General features: G+C 66.2%; 25 protein-coding genes and 2 pseudogenes. 12 read left to right on the top strand and 15 right to left on the bottom strand.

Translation table 11 applies throughout. The features are described 5' to 3' along the window. Window positions 1-550 precede the first annotated feature (550 nt). From ACPTTF_RS37025 to ACPTTF_RS37010, 4 genes are all read left to right on the top strand, one after another. Entirely contained in the window at window positions 551-2,341 is a 1,791-nt protein-coding gene (locus tag ACPTTF_RS37025) for an acyl-CoA dehydrogenase (protein ID WP_423372454.1), read from the top strand. 81 nt (window positions 2,342-2,422) lie between these two features. Then, window positions 2,423-4,051 carry an electron transfer flavoprotein-ubiquinone oxidoreductase gene (locus tag ACPTTF_RS37020; protein ID WP_423372627.1) on the top strand — a complete coding sequence of 543 codons (1,629 nt, stop codon included), beginning with the start codon at window positions 2,423-2,425 and terminating at the stop codon, window positions 4,049-4,051. Window positions 4,052-4,099: 48 nt separating this feature from the next. Beyond that, the gene (gene bktB, locus ACPTTF_RS37015; protein ID WP_166959239.1) at window positions 4,100-5,293 is read left to right on the top strand and encodes a beta-ketothiolase BktB; all 1,194 of its coding nucleotides are present in this window, start codon (window positions 4,100-4,102) and stop codon (window positions 5,291-5,293) included. Window positions 5,294-5,330: 37 nt separating this feature from the next. After that, window positions 5,331-6,185, top strand: a complete 855-nt coding sequence (locus ACPTTF_RS37010) for a 3-hydroxybutyryl-CoA dehydrogenase (protein WP_423372453.1) — start codon at window positions 5,331-5,333, stop codon at window positions 6,183-6,185. Window positions 6,186-6,370: 185 nt separating this feature from the next. On the opposite strand, the gene ACPTTF_RS37005 is transcribed toward ACPTTF_RS37010, so the two are convergent. Further along, window positions 6,371-6,646, bottom strand: coding sequence for a hypothetical protein (locus tag ACPTTF_RS37005; RefSeq protein WP_423372452.1), 276 nt, complete (start codon window positions 6,644-6,646; stop codon window positions 6,371-6,373). A gap of 44 nt (window positions 6,647-6,690) precedes the next feature. Here ACPTTF_RS37005 and ACPTTF_RS37000 point away from each other — a divergent pair, with 44 nt between their 5' ends. Continuing rightward, window positions 6,691-6,894, top strand: coding sequence for a hypothetical protein (locus ACPTTF_RS37000; RefSeq protein ID WP_423372451.1), 204 nt, complete (start codon window positions 6,691-6,693; stop codon window positions 6,892-6,894). A gap of 140 nt (window positions 6,895-7,034) precedes the next feature. Further along, on the top strand, window positions 7,035-8,972 hold the full coding sequence (locus ACPTTF_RS36995) for a collagenase (RefSeq protein WP_423372626.1): 1,938 nt from the start codon (window positions 7,035-7,037) through the stop codon (window positions 8,970-8,972). 140 nt (window positions 8,973-9,112) lie between these two features. Here ACPTTF_RS36995 and ACPTTF_RS36990 read toward each other — a convergent pair. Both ACPTTF_RS36990 and ACPTTF_RS36985 read right to left on the bottom strand, forming a co-directional pair. Then, a pseudogene (locus ACPTTF_RS36990) lies at window positions 9,113-9,397 on the bottom strand (AMP-binding protein); the annotation flags it as partial. A 726-nt stretch (window positions 9,398-10,123) separates the two neighbouring features. Further along, window positions 10,124-10,789, bottom strand: coding sequence for a TetR family transcriptional regulator (locus ACPTTF_RS36985; protein WP_423372450.1), 666 nt, complete (start codon window positions 10,787-10,789; stop codon window positions 10,124-10,126). Window positions 10,790-10,884: 95 nt separating this feature from the next. Here ACPTTF_RS36985 and ACPTTF_RS36980 point away from each other — a divergent pair, with 95 nt between their 5' ends. Then, window positions 10,885-11,715, top strand: a complete 831-nt coding sequence (locus ACPTTF_RS36980) for an NmrA family transcriptional regulator (RefSeq protein ID WP_423372449.1) — start codon at window positions 10,885-10,887, stop codon at window positions 11,713-11,715. After that, complete coding sequence (locus ACPTTF_RS36975; RefSeq protein WP_166959260.1) at window positions 11,712-12,197, top strand: DUF1772 domain-containing protein; 486 nt, start codon at window positions 11,712-11,714, stop codon at window positions 12,195-12,197. The genes ACPTTF_RS36980 and ACPTTF_RS36975 overlap by 4 nt, the downstream gene beginning before the upstream one ends. A 9-nt stretch (window positions 12,198-12,206) precedes the next feature. Here the strand turns inward: ACPTTF_RS36975 and ACPTTF_RS36970 are convergent, their stop codons facing one another. After that, window positions 12,207-13,322 (bottom strand): hypothetical protein, encoded by a 1,116-nt coding sequence (locus ACPTTF_RS36970; protein WP_423372448.1) that lies wholly within the window; start codon window positions 13,320-13,322, stop codon window positions 12,207-12,209. Window positions 13,323-13,370: 48 nt separating this feature from the next. Beyond that, on the bottom strand, window positions 13,371-14,171 hold the full coding sequence (locus tag ACPTTF_RS36965) for an AraC family transcriptional regulator (protein WP_166959264.1): 801 nt from the start codon (window positions 14,169-14,171) through the stop codon (window positions 13,371-13,373). A 90-nt stretch (window positions 14,172-14,261) separates the two neighbouring features. On the opposite strand from ACPTTF_RS36965, the gene ACPTTF_RS36960 reads away from it, so the two are divergent. Together ACPTTF_RS36960 and ACPTTF_RS36955 are read left to right on the top strand one after the other, a co-directional pair. Then, entirely contained in the window at window positions 14,262-15,170 is a 909-nt protein-coding gene (locus ACPTTF_RS36960; RefSeq protein WP_166959266.1) for a DMT family transporter, read from the top strand. A gap of 26 nt (window positions 15,171-15,196) precedes the next feature. Beyond that, the gene (locus tag ACPTTF_RS36955) at window positions 15,197-16,123 is read left to right on the top strand and encodes an ATP-binding protein (RefSeq protein WP_423372625.1); all 927 of its coding nucleotides are present in this window, start codon (window positions 15,197-15,199) and stop codon (window positions 16,121-16,123) included. A 36-nt stretch (window positions 16,124-16,159) separates the two neighbouring features. Here ACPTTF_RS36955 and ACPTTF_RS36950 read toward each other — a convergent pair whose 3' ends face one another. The 3 genes from ACPTTF_RS36950 to ACPTTF_RS36940 form a co-directional block, all read right to left on the bottom strand. Then, window positions 16,160-17,026 carry a DUF2071 domain-containing protein gene (locus ACPTTF_RS36950; RefSeq protein ID WP_423372447.1) on the bottom strand — a complete coding sequence of 289 codons (867 nt, stop codon included), beginning with the start codon at window positions 17,024-17,026 and terminating at the stop codon, window positions 16,160-16,162. 76 nt (window positions 17,027-17,102) lie between these two features. After that, window positions 17,103-17,402, bottom strand: coding sequence for an ArsR/SmtB family transcription factor (locus ACPTTF_RS36945; protein ID WP_166959272.1), 300 nt, complete (start codon window positions 17,400-17,402; stop codon window positions 17,103-17,105). Window positions 17,403-17,415: 13 nt separating this feature from the next. Then, window positions 17,416-18,627 carry an MFS transporter gene (locus ACPTTF_RS36940; RefSeq protein ID WP_423372446.1) on the bottom strand — a complete coding sequence of 404 codons (1,212 nt, stop codon included), beginning with the start codon at window positions 18,625-18,627 and terminating at the stop codon, window positions 17,416-17,418. A gap of 141 nt (window positions 18,628-18,768) precedes the next feature. On the opposite strand from ACPTTF_RS36940, the gene ACPTTF_RS36935 reads away from it, so the two are divergent. Beyond that, window positions 18,769-19,680 (top strand): LysR family transcriptional regulator, encoded by a 912-nt coding sequence (locus ACPTTF_RS36935; RefSeq protein WP_423372445.1) that lies wholly within the window; start codon window positions 18,769-18,771, stop codon window positions 19,678-19,680. 50 nt (window positions 19,681-19,730) lie between these two features. On the opposite strand, the gene ACPTTF_RS36930 is transcribed toward ACPTTF_RS36935, so the two are convergent. Next, on the bottom strand, window positions 19,731-20,255 hold the full coding sequence (locus tag ACPTTF_RS36930) for a DUF3592 domain-containing protein (protein WP_423372444.1): 525 nt from the start codon (window positions 20,253-20,255) through the stop codon (window positions 19,731-19,733). Between the two features lie 94 nt (window positions 20,256-20,349). Next, window positions 20,350-21,030, bottom strand: a complete 681-nt coding sequence (gene deoC / locus ACPTTF_RS36925) for a deoxyribose-phosphate aldolase (RefSeq protein WP_423372443.1) — start codon at window positions 21,028-21,030, stop codon at window positions 20,350-20,352. A 146-nt stretch (window positions 21,031-21,176) separates the two neighbouring features. On the opposite strand from deoC, the gene deoR reads away from it, so the two are divergent. After that, window positions 21,177-21,947: a DNA-binding transcriptional repressor DeoR gene (deoR, locus tag ACPTTF_RS36920; protein WP_166959280.1), complete on the top strand. Its 771-nt coding sequence runs from the start codon at window positions 21,177-21,179 to the stop codon at window positions 21,945-21,947. A 34-nt stretch (window positions 21,948-21,981) separates the two neighbouring features. Here the strand turns inward: deoR and ACPTTF_RS36915 are convergent, their stop codons facing one another. The 5 genes and pseudogenes from ACPTTF_RS36915 to ACPTTF_RS36895 form a co-directional block, all read right to left on the bottom strand. Further along, window positions 21,982-23,034, bottom strand: coding sequence for an aldose 1-epimerase family protein (locus tag ACPTTF_RS36915; RefSeq protein WP_423372442.1), 1,053 nt, complete (start codon window positions 23,032-23,034; stop codon window positions 21,982-21,984). A gap of 2 nt (window positions 23,035-23,036) precedes the next feature. Next, window positions 23,037-24,410 (bottom strand): L-fucose:H+ symporter permease, encoded by a 1,374-nt coding sequence (gene fucP / locus ACPTTF_RS36910; RefSeq protein WP_423372441.1) that lies wholly within the window; start codon window positions 24,408-24,410, stop codon window positions 23,037-23,039. A 41-nt stretch (window positions 24,411-24,451) separates the two neighbouring features. Continuing rightward, the gene (gene rbsK / locus ACPTTF_RS36905; protein WP_423372440.1) at window positions 24,452-25,378 is read right to left on the bottom strand and encodes a ribokinase; all 927 of its coding nucleotides are present in this window, start codon (window positions 25,376-25,378) and stop codon (window positions 24,452-24,454) included. Between the two features lie 466 nt (window positions 25,379-25,844). Beyond that, a pseudogene (locus ACPTTF_RS36900) lies at window positions 25,845-25,949 on the bottom strand (IS5/IS1182 family transposase); the annotation flags it as partial. A 181-nt stretch (window positions 25,950-26,130) separates the two neighbouring features. Then, window positions 26,131-26,808, bottom strand: coding sequence for an NUDIX hydrolase (locus ACPTTF_RS36895; protein ID WP_423372439.1), 678 nt, complete (start codon window positions 26,806-26,808; stop codon window positions 26,131-26,133). Window position 26,809: the final 1 nt, after the last annotated feature.

Genomic DNA, 26,809 nt, shown 5'->3' with positions numbered 1-26,809 from the left:
CGATTACGGTTGATCCGCTTTAGGAATCCTGGACCGATCCAAGCGCGGTACGACCGTTACCGGGAACGCCGTATCCCGTTTCGCGGCGGAATCGTCCGACAGCGACGGTGCTCGCCGCCCACGGCTTACCGTCCACCGTCAGCCACCCAGCCACCAGCCACCAGCCGCCAGCCACCAGCCACCAGCCGCCCACCGCCCACCGCCCACCGCCCACCGCCCACCGCCCACCGCCCACCGCCCACCGCCCGCCGCCAGTCGCTCGCCACCCGCCACCCAGATCCGAATCTGCCCACCGGATCACACCGGCCGCCCAGTCGATTGCTCACCGTTCCTGCCAAATGCCGACTCCAGCCAAACCCGCATCCAGCCGTCCGCTTCCGGCCTTGCCCCCACATCCCGTGGCCGGTTTTGTCACCAGGTGGGCCGAATATGACAATGGAAACCGGCTCGCCCGGCATTAGGATGGGTCACCTCGCCGCCCGGAGCTGGCCGGTTTTGCCGTATCGGCCCCGTAGCGCGCCTCATTCACCGCCTGATTGGAACATCGACCATGAGCTATAACGCCCCCGTCAAGGACATGCTGTTCGTGCTGAAGGAACTGGCCGGCATCGACGCCGTCGCGCAGTTGCCGGGCTTCGAGGATGCTGGTTACGACACGGCGCAGGCCGTGCTCGACGAATCCGCGAAATTCTGCGGCGAGGTACTGGCGCCGCTGAACGTCGAAGGCGACCGCAATCCGAGCAGCTGGAAGGACGGCGTCGTGACCGCGACGCCGGGCTTCGCGGAAGCGTTCCGCCAGTTCGTCGAAGGCGGCTGGCAGGGGCTGCAGCACCCGTCCGAATACGACGGCCAGGGGCTGCCGAAGCTGATCGCGACGCCGTGCATCGAGATGCTGAACGCGGCGAACCTGTCGTTCGCGCTGTGCCCGCTCCTGACCGACGGCGCGATCGAGGCGCTGCTGACGGCCGGCACCGACGAGCAGAAGCAGCGCTACGTGCCGAAGCTGATCTCGGGCGAATGGACCGGCACGATGAACCTGACCGAGCCGCAGGCGGGCTCGGATCTTGCGCTGGTGCGCTCGCGCGCGGAACCGCAGGGCGACGGCACGTACAAGGTGTTCGGCACGAAGATCTTCATCACGTGGGGCGAGCACGACATGGCGGACAACATCGTCCACCTGGTGCTGGCGCGCACGCCGAACGCGCCGGAAGGCGTGAAGGGCATCTCGCTGTTCATCGTGCCGAAGTTCATGGTCAACGAGGACGGCTCGCTGGGCGCACGCAACGATGTGCACTGCGTGTCGATCGAGCACAAGCTCGGGATCAAGGCGAGCCCGACGGCGGTGCTGCAATATGGCGACAACGGCGGCGCGATCGGCTACCTGATCGGCGAGGAGAACCGCGGCCTCGAATACATGTTCATCATGATGAACGCGGCGCGCTTCGGCGTCGGGATGCAGGGGATCGGCGTGGCCGACCGCGCGTACCAGAAGGCCGCGGAATTCGCGAAGGAACGCGTGCAGAGCCGCCCGGTGGACGGGTCGGCCAAGCAGTCGGTGACGATCATCCATCACCCGGACGTGCGCCGCATGCTCGGCACGATGCGTGCGCTGACCGAAGGCGCGCGGGCGCTGGCTTACGTGGCCGCGGCGCACAGCGACATTGCCCACCGCCATTCGGACGAGGCGACGCGTGGCCGTCATCAGGCAATCTACGAGTATCTGGTGCCGGTGGTGAAGGGCTGGAGCACGGAGATGGTGAACGATGTGGCGAGCCTGGGCGTGCAGGTGCACGGCGGGATGGGCTTCATCGAGGAGACGGGCGCGGCGCAGTACTATCGCGATGCGCGGATCCTGGCGATCTACGAAGGCACGACGGCGATCCAGGCGAACGACCTGGTGGGCCGCAAGACGATGCGTGACGGCGGCGCGGTGGCGAAGGCGCTGATCGCGGAGATCGGCGAGACGGTGGCGGCGCTGGACAAGCTGGACGGCGCGGCGGCTGCGTCGATGAAGGCGCAGCTGGAGAAGGGCGCGAAGGCGCTGTCGTCGGTGGTGGATTACGTGGTGGCGAACGTGAAGCAGGACCCGAACGCGGTGTTCGCGGGCAGCGTGCCGTACCTGAAGCTGGCGGGCGTGGTGCTGTGCGGGTGGCAGATGGCGCGTGCGCTGGTGGCCGCGCAGGCGAACCGCGCGAGCGATCCGGCGTTCTTCGATGCGAAGATTGCGATCGCACAGCTCTATGCGGAGCACGTGCTGGTGCAGGCAGGCGGGCTCGAAGCGTCGATCGTCGGCACGAAGGGCAACGCAGGCGTGCTCGCGTTGACGGAAGACCAGTTCTGATCGATTGACGGTCGGGACGCAGGAGGAGACAGGATTTTGACCACACAGGACTTGCTCGCGCAGTACGGCCCGCGCGAATCGATGGAATACGACGTCGTGATCGTCGGCGGCGGCCCCGCCGGGCTGTCGGCGGCGATCCGGCTCAAGCAGCTGGCCGCCGAGAAAGGCACCGAGATCGGCGTGTGCGTGCTAGAGAAGGGTTCCGAGATCGGCGCGCACATCCTGTCGGGCGCGGTGATGGATCCGCGCGCGATCAACGAACTGTTCCCCGACTGGAAGGAACGCGGCGCGCCGCTCGACGTCGAGGTGACGGAAGACCGCTTCCTGTTCCTGTCCGAGAAAAGCGCGGTCACGACGCCGAACTGGGCGCTGCCCGCCAACTTCCAGAACCACGGCAACTACGTGATTTCGCTGGGCAACGTCACGCGCTGGCTCGGGGCACAGGCCGAAGCGCTGGGCGTCGAGATCTTCCCCGGCTTCCCGGCCGCCGAGATCCTGTACAACGACGACGGCTCGGTCAAGGGCGTCGCGACCGGCAACATGGGCGTGGGCAAGGACGGCGAGCCGACCGAGAACTTCCAGCTCGGCATGGAGCTGCACGCGAAGTACACGCTGTTCGCCGAAGGCTGCCGCGGCCATCTCGGCCGCCAGCTGATCTCGAAGTACAAGCTCGACGCGAACGCCGAGCCGCAGGCGTACGGGATCGGCATCAAGGAGCTGTGGGAAATCGACCCGGCGAAGCACAAGCCGGGCCTCGTGATCCACACGGCCGGCTGGCCGCTGAAGTCGGATACGTACGGCGGCTCGTTCCTGTATCACATGGACAATAACCAGGTCGTGGTCGGCTTCGTGGTCGGCCTCGGCTATACGAACCCGTACCTGTCGCCGTTCGAGGAATTCCAGCGCTACAAGACGCACCCGTCGATCCGCGCGTTCCTCGAAGGCGGCAAGCGCGTGTCATACGGCGCGCGTGCGATTACGGCGGGCGGGCTGCTGTCGCTGCCGAAGACGGTGTTCCCGGGCGGCGCGCTGATCGGCGACGACGCGGGCTTCCTGAACGCATCGCGGATCAAGGGCAGCCACGCGGCAATCAAGACCGGCATGCTGGCGGCCGACGCCGCGTTCGACGCGGTGCAGGCCGGCCGCCAGTCGGACGAACTCAACGCGTACCCGGACGCCTTCAAGCAGTCGTGGCTGTACACGGAGCTGTACCGTGCACGCAACTTCAAGCAGTGGATGGCCAAGGGGCTGTACCTCGGCACGCTGATGGTCGGGCTCGAGCAGAAGGTGATGGGCGGCAACGTGCCGTGGACGCTGCACCACAAGCACGCGGACCACGAGATGCTGAAGCCGGCATCGCAATGCCAGCCGATCGAGTACCCGAAGCCGGACGGCAAGCTGACGTTCGACCGGTTGTCGTCGGTGTTCATCTCGAACACGAACCACGAGGAGAACCAGCCGGCGCACCTGACGCTGAAGGATGCGAACGTGCCGGTGAACGTGAACCTGCGCACGTACGCGGGGCCGGAGGGGCGCTTCTGCCCGGCAGCCGTGTATGAATTCGTGAAAAACGACGACGGCAGCGATCGCCTCGTGATCAACGCGCAGAACTGCGTGCACTGCAAGACCTGCGACATCAAGGACCCGACGCAGAACATTGTGTGGGTCACGCCGGAAGGCGGCGGCGGACCGAATTACCCGAACATGTAACGCAACGCATCCCCGCGCCTGCGGGCGCGAACGAACCGGAGTGAGACGATGAGCAATGCAGCGAAAGAAGTCGTGGTAGTGAGCGGTGTCCGTACCGCGATCGGTGATTTCGGCGGCAGCCTGAAGGATTTCTCGCCGACCGACCTCGGCGCGAAGGTCGTGCGCGAAGTGCTGTCGCGTGCGAACGTGCCGGGCGATGCGGTCGGGCATGTCGTGTTCGGCCACGTTGTGAACACCGAGCCGAAGGATATGTATCTCGCACGCGTCGCGGCGATCGACGGCGGTGTCGCGCAGCACACGCCCGCGCTGACCGTGAACCGCCTGTGCGGTTCGGGCCTGCAGGCGATCGTGTCGGCCGCGCAGACGATCATGCTCGGCGACGCCGACGTCGCGATCGGCGGCGGCTCGGAAAACATGAGCCGCGCGCCGTACACGGTGCCGGCCGCGCGCTTTGGCCAGCGCATGGGCGACGGCAAGCTCGTCGACATGATGCTCGGCGCGCTGCATGACCCGTTCCAGACGATCCACATGGGCGTGACCGCCGAGAACGTCGCGGAGAAGTACGGCATCTCGCGCGACGCGCAGGACGCGCTGGCGCTCGAATCGCATCGTCGCGCGGCGCGCGCGATCGCGGAAGGGCGCTTCAAGGACCAGATCCTGCCGATCTCGATCCGCACGAAGAAGGGCGAGGTCGCGTTCGACACCGACGAGCACGTGCGTCAGGACGCGAGCGCGGACGATTTCACGAAGCTGCGCCCGGTGTTCAAGAAGGAGAACGGCACGGTGACGGCCGGCAATGCATCGGGCATCAACGATGCGGCCGCGGCCGTGCTGATGATGAGCGCGGACGCCGCGCGCGCGCAGGGCGTGAAGCCGCTCGCCCGGCTCGTCGCGTACGCGCACGCGGGTGTCGATCCGGCGTACATGGGCATCGGCCCCGTGCCGGCCACGCAGAAGGCGCTCGAACGCGCGGGCCTGAAGATCAGCGATCTCGACGTGATCGAGGCGAACGAGGCGTTCGCCGCCCAGGCATGCGCGGTCACGCAGGAGCTCGGCCTTGATCCGGCGAAGGTCAACCCGAACGGTTCGGGCATCTCGCTCGGTCACCCGATCGGCGCGACCGGTGCGCTGATCACGGTCAAGGCGCTGTACGAACTGAAGCGCATCGGCGGGCGTTACGCGCTCGTGACGATGTGTATCGGCGGCGGCCAGGGGATTGCGGCGATCTTCGAGAACATCTGATAATCGAACGCTCAGCACCCGAACACACAGGAACTACATGGCCATCGAAATTGTCGGCGTCGTGGGCGCCGGAACCATGGGCAACGGCATTGCGCAGACCGCCGCCGTTGCGGGACTCAATGTCGTGATGATCGACGTCAGCGACGCCGCGCTCGAGAAAGGCGTCGCGACGCTGAAGGGCAGCCTCGAGCGGCTCGTGTCGAAGGACAAGCTCGACGCAGCCGCACGCGACGCGGCGCTGGCGCGTATCACGACGTCGACCGACTACGCGAAGCTCGCGTCGGCCGATATCGTGATCGAAGCCGCGACCGAGAACGTCGAGCTGAAGGGGCGCATCCTGAAGCAGATCGAGGCCGTCGCACGGCCCGACGCGATCATCGCGACCAACACGTCGTCGATCTCGATCACCGCGCTCGCGGCGCCGCTCGCCGATCCGGCGCGTTTCGTCGGCATGCACTTCTTCAACCCGGTGCCGCTGATGCCGCTCGTCGAGATCATCCGCGGGCTGCAGACGAGCGACGCGACCGCGTCGGCGGTGCGCGAGTTGACCGAGCGTTTCGACAAGTCGCCGATCGGCGTGCGCAATTCGCCCGGCTTCGTCGTGAACCGGATTCTCGTGCCGATGATCAACGAGGCGTTCTTCGTGCTGGCTGAAGGCATTGCGTCGGCCGAAGAGATCGACGCGGGGATGAAGCTCGGCGCGAACCACCCGATCGGGCCGCTCGCACTGGCCGACCTCGTCGGCCTCGACGTGTGCCTCGCGGTGATGGACGTGTTCGTGAAGGACTTCGGCGATCCGAAGTATCGTGCGTGCCCGCTGCTGCGCGAGATGGTGACGGCTGGAAGGCTCGGGCGCAAGACCGGGCGCGGGGTGTACGACTACAGCAAGTAAGCAGGGGACCGGAAAGTCTTCAACGCGGGTGCCGAGTCGGGCCGGATGGTGTAGTTCATCCGGTGCGGCTCGCCACCCGCGTTTTTCATTTGGAGCGGGTGGGCGGGCCTCACGTTTTCCGATGCCGGCGCAAGCAGATCCGCTGTCGATGAGAAGAGACAAAAGGATGCCGTGGATCGAGTTCGTTATCCTGACTGTTTTCTCCTCGTTTCGATTTCAATGGGCGAGGAGGCACCGTGATTGATCGCGGATTCGATGAGTGCGGCATCGGGCGCCATCGAGGCGCCCGATGCCGATCCGACGCACGCGCCGATCAGGTCTGGGTCGTGTTCATCACGTTGGCCGGCGTGACGAGATCGAACACCACCGTTTCGGGAATCGCGGTGGCGCCCGAATGGACGCTCAGGTAGTTCGCCGTATCCCTCGCCTGCCGCGCGCCGATACGACAGCGCGATCGACACGCTCCGCGCGTCGCTCGGCGGCGACGACCCGACGCAACCTGTACATGAATTTCAAAGGCAACGGCTGGGCGTATTTCGGGCTGACGCAGGCGTATGAACACGAGGGGATCGAGAACCCGACGCCAGACCAGCGGAAGGACTACGACAGCGCACGGAAACGGCTCGCCGAATACTGTCCGCCGGGCAGTGGGGCATGCGCGTTGTCGCTCGACCGGATGCAGGCGTGCCGTGCCGTGTCGGCCGGTTGAATTGTTTCTCTAATCGATTTAAATCATAAAATAGTTAAGCTAATTAACGAGGATATCTTTCATATCGATTAAATTGACGTTTCAATATGTAATGTTATATCTTGGTTGCCCAAAAACAATCGAGAGAAAATAAAGTGGCAATAAACGAGGTGCTTCAAAAAAGCCGCCGCTGGTCGGCCATCGTCGCGTGGTCGGTATTCGCCGGACTGGCCGGCACCGCGTCGGCCAATACCGAGCCGGCGCAGCAGATGCAGCCCAGGCAGGCGCGCATGCCTCGCGTGCCGCAGAATCTGCCCGTGTCGCCCGAGCAGGCGCAGTACAACCTGCCGCTCAGCGAGCAGGATCGTGCGGCACTGACCAAGCCTTCGCCGCTCAAGCAGCCGGCCACGCGCAGCAAGCGCAGCACGTCGGGCGCCGATTGCCGTGACATGTCGGTAATGATCCAGTATCGCGGCGCGGCACTCGCCGATTACATCGCGAATCTTCCCGATTACGAATGCCATTACGGCCTGTTCTCGGTCGATAAAGCGCAGGCCACACAGATCTTCAATGCCGAAAACGTGCACGCTGTCGCAGGTCGTTTCGTGCAGGAAATCTATAAATACGATGCGAGCAATTTGATCCTGGTCAATTTGCTGATTTACCTGCGCTCCGCTTATTACCAATATGATGTATCGGGCATTGCGAACCCGATTCCGGATCTCGCCGTGTCGCTGCGCCCGTATATCAAGCAAAGCCTGGAGGGCGATGCGCTCTATCGCGACAATTCGCGTGCGCCGAGCACCGCGAACGAGCTGATGAAGCTCATCACGAACATGCGGGACGAAGCGTACTACCTGCCGACGCTGAAGAACCGCATCGCGTCGTACACCGTGAGCGCGGCGAATCCGCAGGCGGCGGCGCCGCTGCTGCAGCGCAGTGCGGCGGGCGGCTTCACCGGCTTGCTCACGGTGTTCTTCTACGCGCACCAGCGCAGCGGCGCACAGCCGATGCTTGACAGTGACGCAACGCTCCCGGAGACGCTCAACCGATTCGTCACCGCGAACCGCGCGAGCCTGTCGAATACGAGCGCCGCCTATCAGTTGGCCGACGCGGCGCGCGAAACGTTTCGCTTCCTCCGCTATCCGACGCAGAAGCCGCGCGTGAAGAAAATGATCCAGGACATGCTCGCGTCGACGAGCATGACGGGCGCGGACAGCGATCTCTGGCTCGCGGCGGCGGAAGCGGTCGACTACGGCGATTCGGGCAACTGCGCGGACTACGGAACCTGCGACTACAAGAAGCGGCTGGCCGACACGGTGCTCTCGAATCGCTACGCTTGCAACGCGGGCGTGCGCATTCTCGCGCAGGACATGACGATGCCGCAGCTGCAGTCGGTCTGCACGGCGGTCGCGCGGCAGGACGACTACTTCCACCGGATGATGAAGACCGGGCGCAAGCCGGTCGCGGGCGATCGCAACGACACGATCGAACTCGTTATTTTCGATGACTACGCGAACTATCGAAAATACGCGTCGGTGATCTACGGCATCAGCACCGACAACGGCGGCATGTATCTCGAGGGCGATCCGTCCGCGCCCGGCAACCAGGCGCGCTTCATCGCGCACGAGGCATCGTGGCTGCGGCCCGAGTTCAAGGTGTGGAACCTCGAGCACGAGTTCACGCACTATCTCGACGGCCGCTACGACATGGCGGGCGACTTCTCGGTGAGCACGGCGAAGCCGACCGTGTGGTGGATCGAAGGCGTTGCCGAGTATCTGTCGAGAAAGAACGACAACCAGGAGTCGATCGACGCGGTGCGCGCGGGCGCGTACCGGTTCTCGGACGTGCTCGGCACGCGTTACGCGTCGAGCGACTACGTCACGCGCGCGTACCGGTGGGGCTATATGGCGACGCGCTTCATGTTCGAACGCCATCGCGCGGACGTCGACACGATCGTGTCGCGCTTCCGGGTGGGCGATTACGACGGCTACGCAAACTATGTCGCGTACATCGGCAATCGCTACGACACCGAGTTCGCCGACTGGGCGCGCAACGCGACGACGGCGGGCGAGCCGCCGGTGCCGGCGAAGCGCTGACCGCCACAGGCCGGCGCCGCGCGATCGGACGCCGGCCACCGTGGCGCCCAACCCACCGGGGCAGGGAGCAGGAAGCGGCCCTCGAACGGGCGTTCGAGGGCTGCGGCGCGTCGGCATGACGCGCCGCCACCGCGCTAGCGATTGGCGCCGTGCAACAGCACCCGGTTGCCGGTCACGAGGCCCGCATCGCGGACCAGCATGTTGGCGATCCGGCTGGCGGCATCGCGCAATTCGCGATACGACCACGTGATGCCCGACTCGGTCGTGATCGCCACGCGATCGCCCCAGCCACGTTCCTCGACTGCGGTATCCAGCAGCGCGGCGGCGCAATTGAGAAACGGCGGAAACTGCAGCCCCGGCAACTCGAAGACAAACGTCGGCCAATCCTCGGCAGGGGGCAAATTCGCGCGGCAAAAGTCGTCCATCATCAACGCTCGCAAGAGTGTGAGTTCGAAGTTCGCGAAGGCGGTGCGGTGCTGCGCGGCCGGGCCCCATCATCGGGCCCGGCCCGCGCAGCCTGAATCGCGATGCCAAAGAGATGTGGTCGGAGCGGCAGGCACCTGTCGCCGAGCGACGCACGGAGAGCCCGGTCAGTCAGGTGATGGCTGGCCGGCTTTTATGGAGGTATACCGTCTCATTTCATTTTATAAATAAACAATAATCGACCGGTTTAATGCAAATCCATTTGAATTTGAAATTAATCGATCAATTGGGTGGGTGTCTAAAAATGCTTGCCGCAAGCTTGGCGGAGGCGATATTGAAAAGTAAATGGAAGAATTGACGGCCGATTGTAATTATTGACTGAAATCGATTCCATTAATCATCGGTATTTTGTGAATTAATCGATTTCGGTAAATCATCTCGCAATTTATTGACTCCGGTGGAGCCAGGCAGCCGGGGCGCTGAATAACGCGCCGCGAAGTTCACCGGGGCGAAACGCACGTCGCTCCACGAAGCGGATTGCCCGTGCGAAAAGGAGCAAGACCTGCACTCCGAGGAGCAGCAGGGCTTGGGTCGATCTGGATGGAGCGTCAGGGATACGGGCGCCGGGGTCTCGGGTTGCGCCCATATGGTTTCTTGTAATTTTATTGACGAATATTTTGTTTAAGACGGGGAGTCGGATATTCGCCATTCGAGGATTCGGGCGCATCCTAGCTGTCAAGCACGGATAGATTCTCCGGCAATGTTCGTTTGAACATCGCGAGAATCCTGCGCGCCGCCTTCGGCGGCAACTCGATCGCATGTCGCACCGCCGCGGCGATCAACACCATCGTCAATTCCGAGAACGCCGCCAACTGCGCGCCGGGCACTGCCGGCGCGAGATCCTGCAACGCACTCGCCAACAGCCCCGCCAGAAACTCGCCGTCCGCCTGGTCGAGGGCCTGCAGTGCGCGGTCGGCCTGCGTGGCCCGCCAGATGTCGCGCATCAGCGGCTCGTCCGCGAACATCCGGTAATAGCTGTCCGTGATGCGGGCGAGCGTGGCGTGCAGGTCGTCGAGCGTCTTCATCGCGGCGAGGTCGCGCCGCACGCAGTCGTGCCCGGCTTCGTTGTAGCGCTCCGCGAGCGTGCCGATCACGGCCGTCTTGTCCGGAAAGTACTGGTACAGCGAACCGAACGAGATGCCCGTGCGTTCGACGATGTCGCTCATCCGGAACGCGTCGCAGCCTTTCTCGATCATCACCTCCGACGCGCACGCGAGGATGCGCTCGAACCGCTCGCGGCTGCGTTGCTGCGTCGGCACCAGCCGCGCGCGCGCCGGCGCATCCGCTGCCGCCGCGTCGGGCTCGTCGTTCTGCCCCGATTTATGTCGGCCCATGCCGCCTCCGGAAAAACTTGACCTTGCTAATGCGAGAGTCTATCGTGTTTTCTGAAACGCGAGACTCTCTCGCATTTTAGTCAAAGGAGACGGTCATGTCGGCACTTCCCACCCTCATCGTCGGCGGTTCGGGCAAGACGGGCGCCCGCGTCGAAGCACGGCTGCGCGCGCGCGGCATCGCGACCCGGCCCGTGTCGCGCACGTCGGCCGTCCGCTTCGACTGGACCGCGCCCGCGACGTGGCCTGCGGCACTCGCGGGCGTGTCGGCCGCGTACGTGACCTACCAGCCCGATCTGGCGGTCGAGGGCGCAGTGGATGCGATCGCCGACTTCGCGCGGCTTGCGCGGGAAAGCGGCGTCGAGCGCGTCGTGCTGCTGTCCGGGCGCGGCGAGCCCCGCGCGCAGGCCGCCGAGGCCGCGCTGCAGGCGTCGGGCGTGGGCTGGGGCGTGGTGCGCGCGAGCTGGTTCAACCAGAACTTCTCCGAGGGCTACCTGATCGACGGCGTGCTGGCCGGCGAAGTCGCGTTGCCGGCCGGCGCGGTGCGCGAGCCGTTCGTCGATGCGGCCGACATCGCGGACGTCGCGGTGGCCGCGCTCACCGACGCGCGCTTCGCGAACCGCGTGATCGAGGTCACGGGCCCGCGCGCGCTGACGTTCGCCGAAGCGGTCGGCGAAATCGCACGGGCCGCCGGCCGGCCGGTCGTCTATCGCGAGATTCCGGCCGATGCGTTCGTGGCCGGATTGCGCGAGGTCGGCGTACCGGAGCCGGTCGTCGCGCTGCTCGACGATCTGTTCGGCGTGGTGCTCGACGGGCGCAACAGCGCGGTGACGCACGGCATCGAAGCGACGCTCGGGCGCCCGGCCCGCGACTTCGCCGACTATGCGCGTGCGACGGCCGCGACCGGCGTGTGGAGCGCACGATCATGATCGCGTTCGTGACGCCCGCGTTGCTGTGGGGCTCGGCCATCGGCTGCGGGCTGATGGCCGGCGTGTACTTCGCGTTCTCGACGTTCGTGATGACGTCGCTCGGACGGATCGCGCCGCATGCCGGCGTGGCCGCGATGAACGCGATCAACGTCGACATCGTGCGTTCGCCTTTCATGCCGCTGTTCCTCGTCACGACGCTGATGGCGCTGGCACTGGTCGTGCTCGCGCTGCTCGATCGCGACCAGCCGGGCGCGATGGCGGCGGTCGCGGGCGGCGTGCTGTACGTGTTCGGCATGTTCGCGGTGACGATGGCCGTCAACGTGCCGCTCAACGATGCGCTCGCCGCGGCCGATCCGTCGACCGCCCATGGCGCGGCGCTATGGACGCGCTACGTGCACGATTGGACGATGTGGAATCACGTGCGCACGGTGGCGTCGGCTGCCGCATGCGTGTTTTTCATCGTGGGGATTGCGGCACGGTAGCGCCGTGCGTCATGCGGTGCGCGCGGCCTGCGCGGACAACCGGTATTCGGCGATCGTACCGGCGTCGAAGGCGATCAGCGCACCGCGTAGCGGATCGTGCCGCCGGGCGATGAAGCCCGGAAGCGCCCCGAGCGGCGTGCCCGACGCCAGGCTCCAGATCGTCGTGCCGGCGGGCGTGGCGACGTACAGCGATGCGCCGTCGCTGAACAGGTCGCCGATCCGCTCGGGTTCGGTCGCCATCGGGATGCGCCGGTCGTGCGACTGCAAGGCTTCGTTCACATCCAGGATGCGCACGCCGGCATCCTGCCCGGTTTCGGCGAATTCATCCTCGTCCCAGTCGGCAAGCCCCCAGTACGCGACGTGCCGGTTGTCGATCCAGCAGGCAGGTGTGTCCCAGTCGTCGCGCTGGGTCAGGCTGACCACCGATGCGCCGTCCTCGCTTTCGAAGGGGTTGGCGTCGAGCCAGGCATCGACCGACCATGCGCGCGGGATCGAAACGGGGTGCCAGACCCATCCGTCGTCGAACAGCCGGCTGCCGTCAGGGCTCGGCACGAGCCGGCCGTGGAAGTAGTCGAGGTAATGCGCGGGCCGGTCGTGGTTGGCGTACGGCGCGATGTCGCGCGGGGTCAGCGATGCGCCGGTGGCCGGGTCGACCGCGTCGAGCCGGTTCCATGCGGTGCGGTGCACGAAGATCGTGCGATCGCGATGGCGGAGGAAGCATGCGCTGAACGGGACGGTATGCGTGTAGTAGTCGCCGCCGTCGAGCTGCATCGTCGGCTTGCCGGTGGCGACGTCGACGACGAGGCCGTGCCGCCCGTAGTCGGTCACGATCGCCGCGTATCGGCCGTCAGGTGACGCGTGCAGGCGATAAGCGGCCGTGCCGAACGCCGTGTGACCCGTCGCAGGCGGGAGCGGCGGCAACGGCACCCGACAGAGCGCCGTGCGTTGCCGCGTATCGAGATCGACGCCGTGCAGCGAGCCGTCCGCCGTCAACACGAGCAGCGGGCCGTAGTCGGCCTGAACGGCGCAGATGTCGACGATCGGCGCGTGTTCCCACGCGAGCGTATCGACGGTCTGGATTGCGTGCGTCGATGCTGACGAACGGTGCGGGCTGATCGTGTTCATGGCCGCGATTCTATCGCCCACGGCGCCCGTGGCGCGCACGACCACGCGCTACGCGTAAAACGCCGACGGCGACACGCCGAAATGCCGCTTGAACATCGCGGAGAACGCGCTCTGGCTGCTGTAGCCGTGATCCATCGCGACGGTCAGCACTTTCTCGCCGTGCGCGAGGCGCTTGAGCGCGAGCAGCAGTCGCGCCTGCTCCCGCCAGCGGCGGAAGCTGAGCCCCGTTTCGCGCCGGAACGCGCGATGCAGCGTACGGACCGACAGGCCGAGCCGGTCGGCCCATTCGGCGATCGTGCGCGGATCGTCGGGCGCGGCGACGAGCGTGTCGCAGATCGTCCGCAGCCGTGCGTCGTGCGGCCACGGCAGGTACAGCGGCAGCAGCGGCGCGACCGTCACCTCGGCGAGCAGCAGGTGCATCAGGTGATCGTGGCGCGAGCCCGGCGCGTAGTCGAGCGGCACGTCGACCGCGGCGAGGATCAGCTCGCGCAGCAGCGGATGCACTTCCACCACGCAACTGCGCGCGGGCAGGTGCTCGACCGTGCCCGGTTCGACGAACACGGTGCGCATCTGCACGTCGCCGCTCATCTGCACCGTATGGTCGAGGCCGGCTTCGAGCCACACGCCGCGCGTCGGCGGCACGACCCACGACGCACCCTCGGACTGCACGTGCATCACGCCCTCGATCGCATAGAGCAGTTGCGCGCGGCGATGGCTGTGTGTCGCGATCGACGTGCCATGCGGGTACGCCGCCGCCATTGCCGACACGGGCATCGGCGTCGATTCGTAGCGCAGGTGCGCAAGCGGCGGGGTGGGCACGAGTGTCCGATTGGCGATAAGTCCTGACATTTTGGCGTGAGACAGGCAGTTGGGCGGGCGGGCACGATGGCGTTCCGATTCACGCCCGCACCCTGTCACGATATTAATCCGTCAAACGCGATGAACAAGCCTCCTTTTCTGTTTCCCTTCTGCGCGATCGCGCTGTGGGCCGGCAACGTGGTCGTGTCGAAGCTGTCCGCATCGACGATCGACCCGTCGGCGATCACGTTCTACCGGCTGCTGCTCGCCGTCGCGCTGATGAGCGTGTTCACGTTGCGCCCCGCGTGGCGCAACCGTGCGGCGCTCGTCGCGCACCTGCCGAAGCTCGCGGTGCTCGGCTTTCTCGCGATGGCGCTGTTCCAGAGCCTGTCCTACGAGGCCGCGAAAACGACCAGCGCGACCAACATGGCGATCATCACCGCGCTCGTGCCGCTGATGACGATGCTGCTCAGCTCGCTGCTGCTCGGCGATCCGCCGGGCGCCGGCATGGTCGGCGGCGGGGTGTTGTCGCTCGCGGGCGTTGTCTACCTGATCGCCGAGGGGCACCCGACGACGATCGCCGCGCGTGGCGTGCATACGGGCGACCTGCTGATGCTGGCCGCATCGGCCGCGTATGCGCTGTACGGCGTGCTGCTCAAGCGCTGGCGCATCGGTGCGCTGCCGGCGTGGCAGTCGACCTACGTGCAGGCGCTCGCCGCGCTCGTCTTCATGGTGCCGATGCTGCTGCGCCTGCCCGCGCAGGCGGCGTGGCCGACGCGCGCGAGCGTGCCGTTGATCCTGTATGCCGGCGTGCTGGCGTCGGTGGTGCTGCCGTATCTGTGGATGCAGGGCGTGCGGCTGCTCGGCCCGAGCCGTTGCGCGATGTTCATGAACCTGCTGCCGTTGATGACGGCCGGCGGCGCGATCGTGCTGCTCGGCGAATCGCTGCGGCTGTATCACCTGATCGGCGGCGGCGTGGCGCTCGTCGGCGTGGCGATCGCACAGCGGTTTCCGTTTCAGGCGAGTGCGTCGCAAGGGGTGCGGCAATGAGCGGCGATCGAGACATGCAGAACCTGATGGCCGCGCTGCCGGATGCGTGCGCATCCGTCGAGGGGCCGGCGCTCGCGCGTCAGCTCGAACGGATCGCGACCGCGCTCGAAGCGCTCGCGGGCACCGGCCGGCCGGCGGCCGTCGATTTCGACGCGGCCGTTGCATTCCGCTGGCGCGGTTTCGGCGGCGGGCCGCGGATGGCGCCGCTCGAACCGGTCGCCGCGCCTGCGCTGATTGCGTTCGAGGCGCTGCGCAACGTCGAGCGTCAGGTGGCGATCGTCGAACGGAACACGCGGCAGTTCGTGCGCGGATTCGTGGCCAATCACGTGCTGTTGACCGGCGCGCGCGGCACCGGAAAGTCGTCGATCGTGAAGGCGTGCCTGCACGCATTTGCGCCGCACGGGCTGCGGTTGATCGAAGTCGGGAAGGAGCAGTTGAGCGACCTGCCGGCGATCGTCGAGCTGGTGCGGGCGCGGCCCGAGCGGTACATCGTGTTCTGCGACGACCTGTCGTTCGAGGCCGGCGAGACCGGTTACAAGGAACTGAAGACGGTGCTCGACGGCTCGGTCGCGAGCGACCTGTCGAACGTGCTCGTGTACGCGACGTCGAATCGCCGCCACCTGATGCCCGAGCAGGCGAGCGACAACGCGAATGTGTCGCGCGCGGAGAACGGCGAGCTGCATCCGGGCGACGCGGTGGAGGAGAAGATCTCGTTGTCCGAACGCTTCGGGATCTGGGTGACGTTCTACGGGTTCACGCAGGATGCGTATCTGGCGGTCGTCGAAAGCCGGCTCGTCGAAGCGGGGTTCGATGCGGAGCAGATCCGCGCGGCGCGCGAGCCGGCGCTGCAGTGGGCGCTGGAGCGCGGTGCGCGGTCGGGGCGGATTGCCGCGCAGTTCGTGCGGGATTACATCGGGCGGCTGGCGGACGAACCTGACGCGGATGAAAAATGAACGCGCACGCGCGCGGCGAGCGAGTTGAGCAGGGCGTTACAACACCCGTTCCGACAACACGCGGAACGCGACATCCGGCACGACGAAGCACAGCGGTTCGCCGGTCGCGCCGATGCGCGCGAGGAACTCGCCGCCGCCCACCGGTTCGACCGGTTTCAGCGGCCGGACCGCATCGATGTCGATCGGCAGGTCGATCGACGCATGGGCGAGGCCGTCGCAGTCCGCGACATGCGCGACGGCCGCGTGCTGCAGCGACAGGTAAGCGACGGCGTCGCGCCAGCTTCCGAAGAACGGTGCGAACGCGGCGGGTAGCGCGTAGTCGCTCGACACGCCCGCCGAGCAGTGGAAATCAGGCGCGCTCCCTGTCCCGCCGGACAGCAGCGTTCGATAACGTCCGTCCTGCGCGGCATGCGTGAAGCGCGCGGCAAGATGCGACGGCAGCGCGTCGCTGAAGAGCCGGCTGCCGAGCGCATAGAGCGGATGATCGAACACGTTCTTCACGAACAGCACCGTGCGATCGGCCGGCACGCCACCCGGCAGCGCATCGACGTAAAGCCGCCAGTTGCTTTGCAGCGGCGACGGGAACAGGCGTCGCAGCGGGCCCGCGATACGCGGGCCGAAATGGCGGTGCGCATAGGTGAGGATCGTGAACGGCGTGCGGCCGTCGCGGCTCGCGAGCGTGACGCCGCGCGGCACCAGGTGCGCGACGGCGGCAACCTCGACGAGCCACGTGCAGTACACGACGTTCTCGACGTCGCTAGCGAGCTGCAGGAACGGCAGCCGCGACAGCAGCGCGCGGCGGGTGCGCAGCAGCGGGCGGTTCGCGACGAGCCGGTTGGCGAGGCGGCCGATGGGGCCGGCGGATGGGTACACGAAGGCGTTGTCTTGGCGCATGAGCGGCATTGTGCCGATGTCGCGGAGCGGGCGGAAGCGGTATCGCGGCGCCCCTGTCGAATCTGTCAGTGCCTGCCTTTGCCGGTCAGAGATCGCGCGCGGCCCGCGCGACGAATGCCGCGATGGCCGAGTCGTCGCGGGCGACGAAGCGCCACTGGCCGACCGTCGTCGCCACGATCAGGCCGGCCTCGCGCAGCACGGCGATGTGTGCCGACACGGTCGATTGCGACAACCCGCTGCGCGCCACAATCGCCGAGAGCGGCACGCCGTGGCACGCGTGCAGGCGTACGTCACCCGGAAGCCTGTCGGGCGACTTCAGCCAGCGCAGCACGTCCCGCCGGAACGGATGCGCAAGCGCCTTGTGGGCGAGCGTGTCGTCGACCATGGTGCGCGCCGGCTCAGCCCCGCCCCCCGCTGCGATGCACGAGCGCGGCGGCGAGCCCGGCCGCGATGCCGAACGCGACCACGCCAGGCCAGCCGACGCGGGCCATCAGCGCGCCGCTGACAATCGCGCCGAGCGCACCGCCGACGAACGTTGCGGTCATGTAGAGGCTGTTGATGCGGCCCTGTGCGTTCGGATCGGCGGCGAACGCGCGTGTCTGGTTCGCGACCAGACCGGCCTGCACGCCGATGTCGAGCACCACCACGCCGATCACGAGCAGCGCGAGCGAACTGCCGGCGCCGGCGAGGATCAGGTAGGAGACGGTAACGATCGCGATGCCCAGGCCGATCACGCGCCGCGTGCCGATGCGATCCGACGCCCGGCCACCGATCGTGGCGGCCAGCGCGCCTGCCGCGCCGATGATGCCGAAGCCGCCGGCCCACGCACTGCCGAGATGCCACGGGCCGTCGGCAAGCAGCGCCGCGAGATTGACCCAGAATGCATTGAACGCGGCCCACAGCAGCGCCTGTACGGTCATCGATTCACGGATCGGGCGATGCGCGCGCGCCAGCGTCCAGAGCGACGCGAGCAGCCGGCCATACTGCAGCGTGGTGCTCGGCACGCCGCGCGGCAGCAGCCACGCGGCGGCGATTCCAACCGGCACCATCGCGGCAGCCTCGACGCCGTACACCGCGCGCCAGCCGGCGTGCGCGGCGATCAGGCCGCTGACCGCGCGGCCGAGCAGGATGCCGACCATGATGCCGGTGACGACCGTGCCGACATTACGTCCGCGTTCGCCGGCCGCCGACATCACGGCCGCGAACGGTACCAGTTGCTGGGGCACGCAGCTGACCACGCCGAGCCCGAATGCGGCGCCGATCAGCGCCCAGACCCCCGGCGCGAGCGCGGATGCCACCGCGAACGCGAAAGCCAGCACGATCTGGCCCAGCACCAGCTTGCGTCGGTCGTAGCGATCGCCGAGCGGCAGCAGCAGCGCCAGCCCGGTTGCGAAGCCGAGCAGCGCCGCGCCGGCCACGAGGTCGGCCGTCGCCGGGTCGGCATGCAGATCCCGCGCGATCAGCGGCAGGATCGGTTGCGTGCAATAGATGTTGGTCACGACCGCGCCGGCAATGGCGGCCATCGCGACGATCCTGCCGCGCGACGCGGCGGCATGCGCTGCGGCGGCCGCGACGGGCGGCATGCCGGAGGCGAGGGGCAATTCGTTCATGGCAGGCTCCTTTCATGGCGATCCGACACCGCCGGCAGCGGAGGCGGCCGGCGGGACGACGTGAAAGCAGCGTACGTCCTTGCTCTGGAAAAGATAATCCACCAGAATCTGGAATCATCTTTCCGAAATTCGAGAGGCAACATGAACCGCCTCGAGTCGATGTCCCTGCTGGTGGCGGTGATCGATGCCGGTAGCATGTCGGCCGCCGCGCGCCAGCTCGGCATTCCGCTGGCGACCGTGAGCCGCAAGGTCGCCGAGCTCGAGTCCTACCTGAATACACGGCTGCTGCATCGCACGACGCGTCAACTGTCGTTGACCGAGGCGGGCGAGTCCTATGTCGCGGGTTGCCGGCGCATCCTTGACGACATCGCGGAAACCGAGCGCGTCGCCACCGGCGAATACGCTGCGCCGCGTGGCGAACTGATCGTCACGGCGCCGATCGTGTTCGGGCGTCTGCATGTCGTGCCGGTGGTGGCTGCATTTCTCGCGCAGTATCCCGAGATCGACGTGCGGCTGGTGCTGACCGACCGTGTCACCCACCTGATGGAAGAGCAGATCGACGTTGCGCTGCGGATCGGCGAGTTGCCCGACAGCAGCTTCATGGCGACCCGCGTCGGCAGCGTGCGCCGCGTGATCTGCGCAAGCCCGGCTTACCTGGCGGCGCATGGCACACCCGTCGAACCGGCCGATCTGGCGCGGCATCAATGCATCACGTTCGAGGTGCTGGCGTCGCGGCGCGCGTGGGTGTTCGATGGCGAGAAGGGCGAGCTGACGGTGCCCGTGCACTCGCGCTTCGCGGTGAATACGGCCGAGGCGGCCATCGATGCAGCCGTGCTCGGCGTCGGGCTGATCCGCGTGTTGTCGTACCAGGTTGCGCAGGCGGTGCGCGATCGCACGCTGGAGGTGGTGCTCGACACGTTCGAATCGCAACCGCTGCCGGTCAGCCTGGTGCACAAGGGGCAGGCGCCGATGCCGCTGAAGCTGCGCGCATTCCTCGATTTCGTTGCGCCACGGCTGCGCGAACGGATCGCGGGGCTGGCGCCCGGTGGTTGATCGACCGGCCAAGGCAGCGGGTGGACGGCCACCGTCCGTCGATCGCCGCGCTATTCTCGCGAGAACAGGCGCCGCTGCGGCGGATCGCCGTTGCGCAGCAGCCAGATGCCGGCGAAGCCGTTGAGCAGCCCGGCAAGCAGCAGCCCCGCGCCCAGCATCAGCCTGAATTCCCATTCGTCCGACATCACCGCGCCATTGAGGCGCGCGATGCCGGGAAAGGCCGGCGACACGCGCAGCCCGTCCTGCGCGAGCGCGCCGCAATACGTGGCCGTCTGCGCGTCGATGCGCGCAGGCGTCGGGTCGTGCTCGTCCGTCAGCGCATCGGCGGGCTGCCACACGGTGGAATATTCTCGTCCGGCGCCGTAGCGGAACCGCGCGCTGACTTCCCAGTACGCGGAGTGCCGGCCGTATTGCAGCGTCGCCGCGCATTGCTCGATGGTCGCCGGCACGCGCGGCCATGCCTGCGCGCGTCGCAGGATCACGGCATCGGTCAACGTGAAGCCGCCCCACAGCACGACCGCGATGCCGATCGCGAGCAGGAAGCCGGATCTCAACCAGACGGAAAGCGTTCTCATCGGACGGGCGAAGGAGCGGCGCGCGAACCGGCGCGCGGGAGCGCCAAGCGTACCACCGCGGCCGCATCAGCGCGGCCGTCGGTAGCCCGCGTCGTCAATACGCCGACTCGCTGCCGCCCTGATCGGTGACGATCGCCACTCCCGAGCTCGTGCCGAGCCGCGTCGCGCCGGCCTCGATCATCGCCAGCGCGGCCGCGCGGTCGCGCACGCCGCCCGATGCCTTCACGCCGAGCACGGGGCCGACCGTGCGGCGCATCAGCGCGACATCCGCGAGCGTCGCGCCGCCGTGGCCGAACCCGGTCGACGTCTTCACGAACGCGACACCGAGGTCGCGGCACATCTCGCACACGCGCACCTTCTCGTCGTCGGTCAGCAGCCCCGTTTCGAGGATCACCTTGAGCGGCACCGCACCGCAGGCGCGGTGCACGGCTTCGATGTCGGCCTTCACGTCGTCGGCGCGGCCGCTCTTCAGCGCGCCGATGTTGATCACCATGTCGATCTCGCCGGCGCCTGCCGCGATCGCGGCGGTGGCTTCGAATGCCTTGGCGGCCGACAGCCCCGCGCCGAGCGGAAACCCGACCACGGCACAGACGAGCACGCCGGTACCGGACAGCTCGCGCGCGGCGAGCGGCACGTTCGCCGAATTCACGCAGACCGAGTAAAAGCGATGCTCGACCGCCTGGCGGCAGAGGTCGCGGATCTGCGCGTCGCTCGCGTCGGGCGCGAGCAGCGTGTGATCGATGGTTTGAGCGAGTTGGGCGTTGGAAAGCGGCATGTTTCAGGACTCCACGGATCGCGTGCCGGAAGGGCACACGTAAAGTTGATGTTTTCACATCGGTTTGTTACAAATACGACATTCCGGCCGGGCCCGCGCGCCCGGCACGACAAGCGACGGATGCGGCGCGCACGCAGGATACTGGCATGGAAACGAAGAAGGGCGAACGAATCAAGACACTGATGAACGTGCTGCAAGGGCAGAACGCGATTCATCTGAAGGAAGTCGCCGAACTGTTCGGCGTATCGGAAATGACGATCCGCCGCGATCTCGCGGACAACCCGCACGGCCTCAGCCTGATCGGCGGCTACGTGACCCGCCATTTCGCCGCGCAGCGCAGCGATATCGGCGAGTACGTGGTCAGCGCCGAGAACAACCGGCAGACCGAGGAGAAGCGCCGCATCGGCAAGCTGGCCGCGCAGTTCGTGACGACCGGCGACACGATCTTCGTCGACTGCGGCTCGACCACGCCGTTCGTCGTCGACTTCATTCCGGACGACCTCGAATTCACCGCGGTCTGCAATTCGCTGAACGTGTTCGCGAAGCTGCAGCAGAAGCCGCATTGCAGCGTGATCCTGTGCGGCGGCGCGTACCATCGCAAGAACATGGTGTTCGAGTCGGTGGCCGAGACGGGCATCCTCGACACGGTGCGCGTGTCGAAGGCGTTCATCTCGGCCGCCGGCGTGAGCGACCGTTGCGGCGTGACCTGCTTCAACTTCCACGAAGTCGACGCGAAGAAGAAGGTGATGGAGCGTGCGCAGAACCGCTTCCTGCTCGTCGACCACACGAAGTTCGACGAAGTGCGCGCGGCCTATTTCGCCGAACTGACCGACTTCAACTACGTGATCTCGGACGGGCAATTGAGCCGCCGCTACGAAACGACGATCCGCGAACACGGGATCGCGCTCGTGACCTGACGCCGCGCGGGCGCGCATCGCGCTTTGCATCGCATCAAGCATTGCGTGCTTCCGCCGCGCTCAGGTAGCCGGTGACGACTTCGAAGCGGCGCGTCGCGCCCGGCGCGAGTGTCGCGACATGGCCCTTGCGGCGTTCGGCCTGATAACCCTCCGGCTCGCAGGTCGACGGCAGCGCGAACGCGGCGACCTGCTGGTCCGCGTTGTGCAGGATCCAGCGCGTCGCATGCGGGAATTGCTCGGGGCGGTACGCGGTGTGGAATGCGCCGCCATCCGGATGCTCGAGCCGGAAATGCGCGACGCCGTTGGCATCCGTTTCCGCACCGTTCATGAAGAACACGATCTCCGGGTCGTACAGCGCGGGCGCATCGAGCGTCTGAAGCCGCTCCGGCTCGCGCGCGAGCGTGGCCGTGTAGTCGCGCCATGCGGCGGTCGGCTTCACGTGCGCGGGCACGCTGTCGCGCAGCCGCAGCCCGCCGTGCGACAGCGACTGCACGAAACGCCCGCCCGGCACGTACGCGTAGTTCAGGTGCGCCATATACATCAGGTCCATCGGCGCGCCGCCGAGATTCGTCACGTCCATCGCGATCGTCATCTGTGCGTCGTTCTCGGCGAGCCGCACCGACGGACGCGCCGCATAGTGGCTGCCGAAACCCTGCACGTATTCGTACTCGCCGGTCACTTCGACGATCGCACCGCGTGCATCCGCGTCGACGACGAGGCTCGCGCGATCCATCGGCGCGCACGGCATCTCGCCGTGCAGCGCGTGCGTGTCGTCCGGCCCCGGGCAGCCGTTGCGCAGCAGCCCGCTGTGGAACATGAAGCAGCCGTAGGTATCGATGATCGAAGTCGCGCGTTTCGGTTGCCGGAACATGTGCTTCATCGTCAGGTCGCGGCCGTCGAACGCGGCGGCCCAGATCATCTGGCCGAGATACGGCAGCACGACGAGGTGGCCGCGCCGGTTCTCGAGCTTCAGCGCCTCGACGCCGGACGGATACGCGAACGCGGTGACGGTCACGCCGTCGGTGCGGTACAGCGTGCGCGGCGTGTCGCGGAAGTCGTCGCGCCGCAGTTCGATTTCGCCTCGCATGCTCATGCTCCCGACGTGTTGCGCGTGGCGGCGTAGCGCGCGGGCGAGTGGCCGTCGGCGGCTGCGTCGGGCGTCGCGGCCGGCAGGTGGCGCAGGCAGTAGAAGCCGTAGTAGACGATCACGACGAAGCACGCGAGCGGCACGACGAATGCGAGCTGCATGTTGCCGCCCGTGTGATCGGAGATCAGCCCCTGGATCAGCGGCACGACAGCGCCGCCGACGATGCTCATCACGAGGATCGAGCCGCCGTATTCGGTGTCCTTGCCGAGCCCGTCGATCGTGAGGCCGTAGATGGTCGGCCAGCACGGGCCGAGGAACACGCTCACGCCCACGGCCGCATAGACGGCCGTGATGTTGTGCACGCTGATCGTGTACGCGAGCAGCGCGATGCACAGGATGCCGTAGACGATCAGCACCTTGGCCGGGCCGACGCGCTTCATCACGAGCGTGGCGATCAGCTTGCCGACGAAGAACGCGAAGAACGTCGCGAGCAGGTAGTGCGACGCGCCGCGCTCGGTGAGGCCGCCGATCTGCATCGCGAGCCGGATCGTGAAGCTCCACACGCCGACCTGCGCGCCGACATACAGGAACTGCGCGACCACGCCCGCGACGAAGCGCCGGTTGCCGAACAGGCGCGCGAGCGTGCCGCGCGCGTCGATCTTGTGCGTGGCTGCGCTCGGGCCGTTGCCCTTGCACGCCGGATACGGTGTCAACGCGAACACGATGAACACGGCGACGAGCACGACGATCAGCCACTTGTACGGTTCGAGCGTGGCCTGAATCATCGCGAGCTGGTGCACGTGGGCTTCGGCCGCCGACATCGCGGCAAGCTGCGCGTGCGACGCGTCGCCTTCCTTGAAGATCAGCAAGCTGCCCATGTAGACGCCGGCCATCGCGCCGAACGGATAGAACGTCTGCGAGATGTTCAGCCGGCGCGTGCTGGTGTCGCGCGGGCCCATCAGCGTCGAATACGAGTTCGACGCGGTTTCGAGGAACGACAGGCCCGCCGCGATCACGAACAGCGCGACGAGGAACATCCCGTACTTCGCCATCGACGCGGCCGGGAAGAACAGCAGGCAGCCGGTCGTGTAGAGCAGCAGGCCGACCAGGATCGTCGTCTTGTAGCTGAACTTCTTCACGACGGTCGCGGCCGGAATCGCGAGGAAGAAGTAGCCGAGATAGAACGCGGACTGCACGAACGCCGATTCGAAATCGGACAGGAAGAACGACTTCTTGAATTGCGCGATCAGCACATCGTTCAGGTTCGCGGCGGTGCCCCACAGCGCGAACAGGCAGCACAGCAGCGTGAATGCGAAGAGCGGCGTGCGGTTCAGGTAATAGCCGTCGGGTGTGTGTTCGATCCTGGCTCGGCTCATGGGTGTCTCCTTCCCAAGTGTCTCGTCGATGAAGGCGCCGTTCAGATGCCGGCGTCGCGGAGGAAGCGTTCGAAGGTCGCGGTGTCGGCGTACGACTTCTGCGTGCCGAGGCCCGTGACCGAATGCGCGGCGTACGCGGACGCGTAACGCATCGCGTCGAGCGCGTCGCGCGACGCGGCGTAGCAGCGCGCGAAGCAGCCGATATACGCATCGCCGGCGCCCGTCGTGTCACGCGCGTCGACCGGCACGCCGGGTACGTGCCGCACGCCGTCGCGCGAAACCAGCAGCGAACCGTTGCTGCCGAGTGTGACGAGCACGTGCTTCAGCCCGCGCGCGACCAGCGCTTCGGCGGCGCGCGCTGCGGTGTCGCGCGAATCGACCGGCATGCCCGACACGATCGCGAGCTCGGTTTCGTTCGGCACGAAGAATTCGACGGTACGGATCCGCTCGAAATCGAGATCGGCCGCCGCGGGCGCTGGGTTCAGCAGCACGGGAATGCCGTGGCGCGCGCCGAATTCGATCGCGTGATAGACGGTGTCGAGCTCGATCTCGAGCTGCAGCACGATCAGTGCGCATTCGGCGAGCTGCGGCGCGGCCGCATCGATGTCGGCCGGTGTCAGGTGGCGGTTCGCGCCCTTGACGATCAGGATGCTGTTGCTCGAATCGGGTTCGACGAAGATCGGCGCGACGCCGCTCGGCACGCCGGCGACCTTGCGCACGTGCGTGGTGTCGATGCCTTCGCGCTCGAAGTTGCGGATCGTGTTGTCGGCGAATACGTCGTCGCCGACCTTCGTGACCATCACGACGCGCGCGCCGAGGCGGGCGGCCGCGACCGCCTGGTTCGCCCCCTTGCCGCCGCAGCCGAGCTCGAAATTCGGCGCCTCGAGCGTTTCGCCCCGGGCGGGCATGCGTGCGACGTAGGTCACGAGGTCGACCATGTTGCTGCCGATGACGGCGATTGTCTCCATCTGCGTCTCTTCCTTGGTATGGGGTGCGCTGCGCGCGTGGGTGGGCGGCGGCATGCACAATGTGATAATAAAATCACATTTGATGTGAAAATGCAATCATATGACGTTAGGAAGGTTGCGCCTGGTGGGGAAGGGGAGGCGCAATCTGGGTGCGGAACGGGCTGCGCGGTGATCGCCGCAGGTTGTTTCGCTGTCGGCCTCGCGACAATCGGCGAGCTGCCAGGCAAAACAGGGGTGACGAGCGTGCCCTCGAGCGCGGCGGTCGTGATCGCCCGTTCGTGAAAGACGTGATTCCCGGAATTCAGCGGCGGATCGTGGAAGAAGTACGGGGTGGCAAGCAGATACGCCATCAGCGCAAAGCGGAGCCGTTGCATGAATCGAGCGTGAGGGCGAAGTGGCCGTCATGTTGACGGCCTCAGGCAATGCGATCGGCTCGGGGGATGCCAAGGACGGCTTCATCGATTCACACCGTGACGTTACCTCGATTGATCAGGTTCGCGTTGTATGCCGGCCAGCTCCTCACGCGGTACCGGGCCTTCGGCTCGCACGTCTTGCTTGTGCCCCTGCGCATCTTCTCGAAACCGGAAATCGAGAATTTGCGCAGGAACCCGAAGTGTTGACAGGTCCGCCGGATCGGGCTGGTGTGCGTCAACGTCAGCCAGCGGCATGCCCACCCGATTGATGCAACAACGCTACGCCAGCCCAGTGCCGCCAGACCCGAGCGCACGGCAAACGCGCGCAAGGTCACCTACCTAAACGGTCAAGCGGAAGATGTCGACACGTAAATATTTGAGTATCTCGTAATACCAGCCTATTGTTTGATTCCCTTTCCACGATTCAATCTCTGCCCACTGATTTACATTCTTGATATTCCAGCAGGCAACTGAATCGAGCTCATTGTCCTCCGGCCACGGTGAAATATTTTCACTCTTGACATAATCCATGACCTGCGATCGCTTCGTATATTTTTCGTTGATTATTTGGGAAACGATCTTATTTGAATTTGGCATGGATTTCGACGAGATCGCAGTGTACGCGCTCGCTACGTCCCCAACCTTCACACGAAAATATGCGGCGGAATATAAATCGTTTTCGAAGGAATGTGTTTTTATCCCGTCAGGTCCGTCAATCGGCGGCAAGCTAACGCCGGTCTCTTCCAGGAATTCACGCCTGGCGCACTTCTCCGTATCGTTTTCGTCGTTTGCGCCGCCAGGCAGAGCATTCAATCCGCCGCCCTTTTTTTGGGTCAAATCAATTCCGTTGTAATTGACCGTTTGTCCATTTTCACTTAAAAAATAGTATGCCCTCGTCCGTTTCCAGGCTATAAGAAATGTCCCGACCTTGTCGTACAAAACCGCATAAGCAGGAGGTTTGGCCTTTGCAGCGGACATACCATCCTCATCGTACGTAACTACCGGATCAGAAGTCATG

Origin of the sequence: Burkholderia crassaminum (assembly GCF_964265005.1) — a bacterium.
Taxonomy (GTDB): domain Bacteria; phylum Pseudomonadota; class Gammaproteobacteria; order Burkholderiales; family Burkholderiaceae; genus Burkholderia.
This window is presented reverse-complemented; position numbering and strand designations above follow the sequence as displayed.

Coding starts and splice junctions, on each gene's coding strand:
- ACPTTF_RS37025 (WP_423372454.1), top strand. CDS start 551: ATGAGCTATAACGCCCCCGTCAAGGACATGCTGTTCGTGCTGAAGGAA.
- ACPTTF_RS37020 (WP_423372627.1), top strand. CDS start 2,423: ATGGAATACGACGTCGTGATCGTCGGCGGCGGCCCCGCCGGGCTGTCG.
- bktB (WP_166959239.1), top strand. CDS start 4,100: ATGAGCAATGCAGCGAAAGAAGTCGTGGTAGTGAGCGGTGTCCGTACC.
- ACPTTF_RS37010 (WP_423372453.1), top strand. CDS start 5,331: ATGGCCATCGAAATTGTCGGCGTCGTGGGCGCCGGAACCATGGGCAAC.
- ACPTTF_RS37000 (WP_423372451.1), top strand. CDS start 6,691: ATGAATTTCAAAGGCAACGGCTGGGCGTATTTCGGGCTGACGCAGGCG.
- ACPTTF_RS36985 (WP_423372450.1), bottom strand. CDS start 10,789: ATGGGCCGACATAAATCGGGGCAGAACGACGAGCCCGACGCGGCGGCA.
- ACPTTF_RS36980 (WP_423372449.1), top strand. CDS start 10,885: ATGTCGGCACTTCCCACCCTCATCGTCGGCGGTTCGGGCAAGACGGGC.
- ACPTTF_RS36975 (WP_166959260.1), top strand. CDS start 11,712: ATGATCGCGTTCGTGACGCCCGCGTTGCTGTGGGGCTCGGCCATCGGC.
- ACPTTF_RS36970 (WP_423372448.1), bottom strand. CDS start 13,322: ATGAACACGATCAGCCCGCACCGTTCGTCAGCATCGACGCACGCAATC.
- ACPTTF_RS36965 (WP_166959264.1), bottom strand. CDS start 14,171: ATGTCAGGACTTATCGCCAATCGGACACTCGTGCCCACCCCGCCGCTT.
- ACPTTF_RS36960 (WP_166959266.1), top strand. CDS start 14,262: ATGAACAAGCCTCCTTTTCTGTTTCCCTTCTGCGCGATCGCGCTGTGG.
- ACPTTF_RS36955 (WP_423372625.1), top strand. CDS start 15,197: ATGGCCGCGCTGCCGGATGCGTGCGCATCCGTCGAGGGGCCGGCGCTC.
- ACPTTF_RS36950 (WP_423372447.1), bottom strand. CDS start 17,026: ATGCCGCTCATGCGCCAAGACAACGCCTTCGTGTACCCATCCGCCGGC.
- ACPTTF_RS36945 (WP_166959272.1), bottom strand. CDS start 17,402: ATGGTCGACGACACGCTCGCCCACAAGGCGCTTGCGCATCCGTTCCGG.
- ACPTTF_RS36940 (WP_423372446.1), bottom strand. CDS start 18,627: ATGAACGAATTGCCCCTCGCCTCCGGCATGCCGCCCGTCGCGGCCGCC.
- ACPTTF_RS36935 (WP_423372445.1), top strand. CDS start 18,769: ATGAACCGCCTCGAGTCGATGTCCCTGCTGGTGGCGGTGATCGATGCC.
- ACPTTF_RS36930 (WP_423372444.1), bottom strand. CDS start 20,255: ATGAGAACGCTTTCCGTCTGGTTGAGATCCGGCTTCCTGCTCGCGATC.
- deoC (WP_423372443.1), bottom strand. CDS start 21,030: ATGCCGCTTTCCAACGCCCAACTCGCTCAAACCATCGATCACACGCTG.
- deoR (WP_166959280.1), top strand. CDS start 21,177: ATGGAAACGAAGAAGGGCGAACGAATCAAGACACTGATGAACGTGCTG.
- ACPTTF_RS36915 (WP_423372442.1), bottom strand. CDS start 23,034: ATGCGAGGCGAAATCGAACTGCGGCGCGACGACTTCCGCGACACGCCG.
- fucP (WP_423372441.1), bottom strand. CDS start 24,410: ATGAGCCGAGCCAGGATCGAACACACACCCGACGGCTATTACCTGAAC.
- rbsK (WP_423372440.1), bottom strand. CDS start 25,378: ATGGAGACAATCGCCGTCATCGGCAGCAACATGGTCGACCTCGTGACC.
- ACPTTF_RS36895 (WP_423372439.1), bottom strand. CDS start 26,808: ATGACTTCTGATCCGGTAGTTACGTACGATGAGGATGGTATGTCCGCT.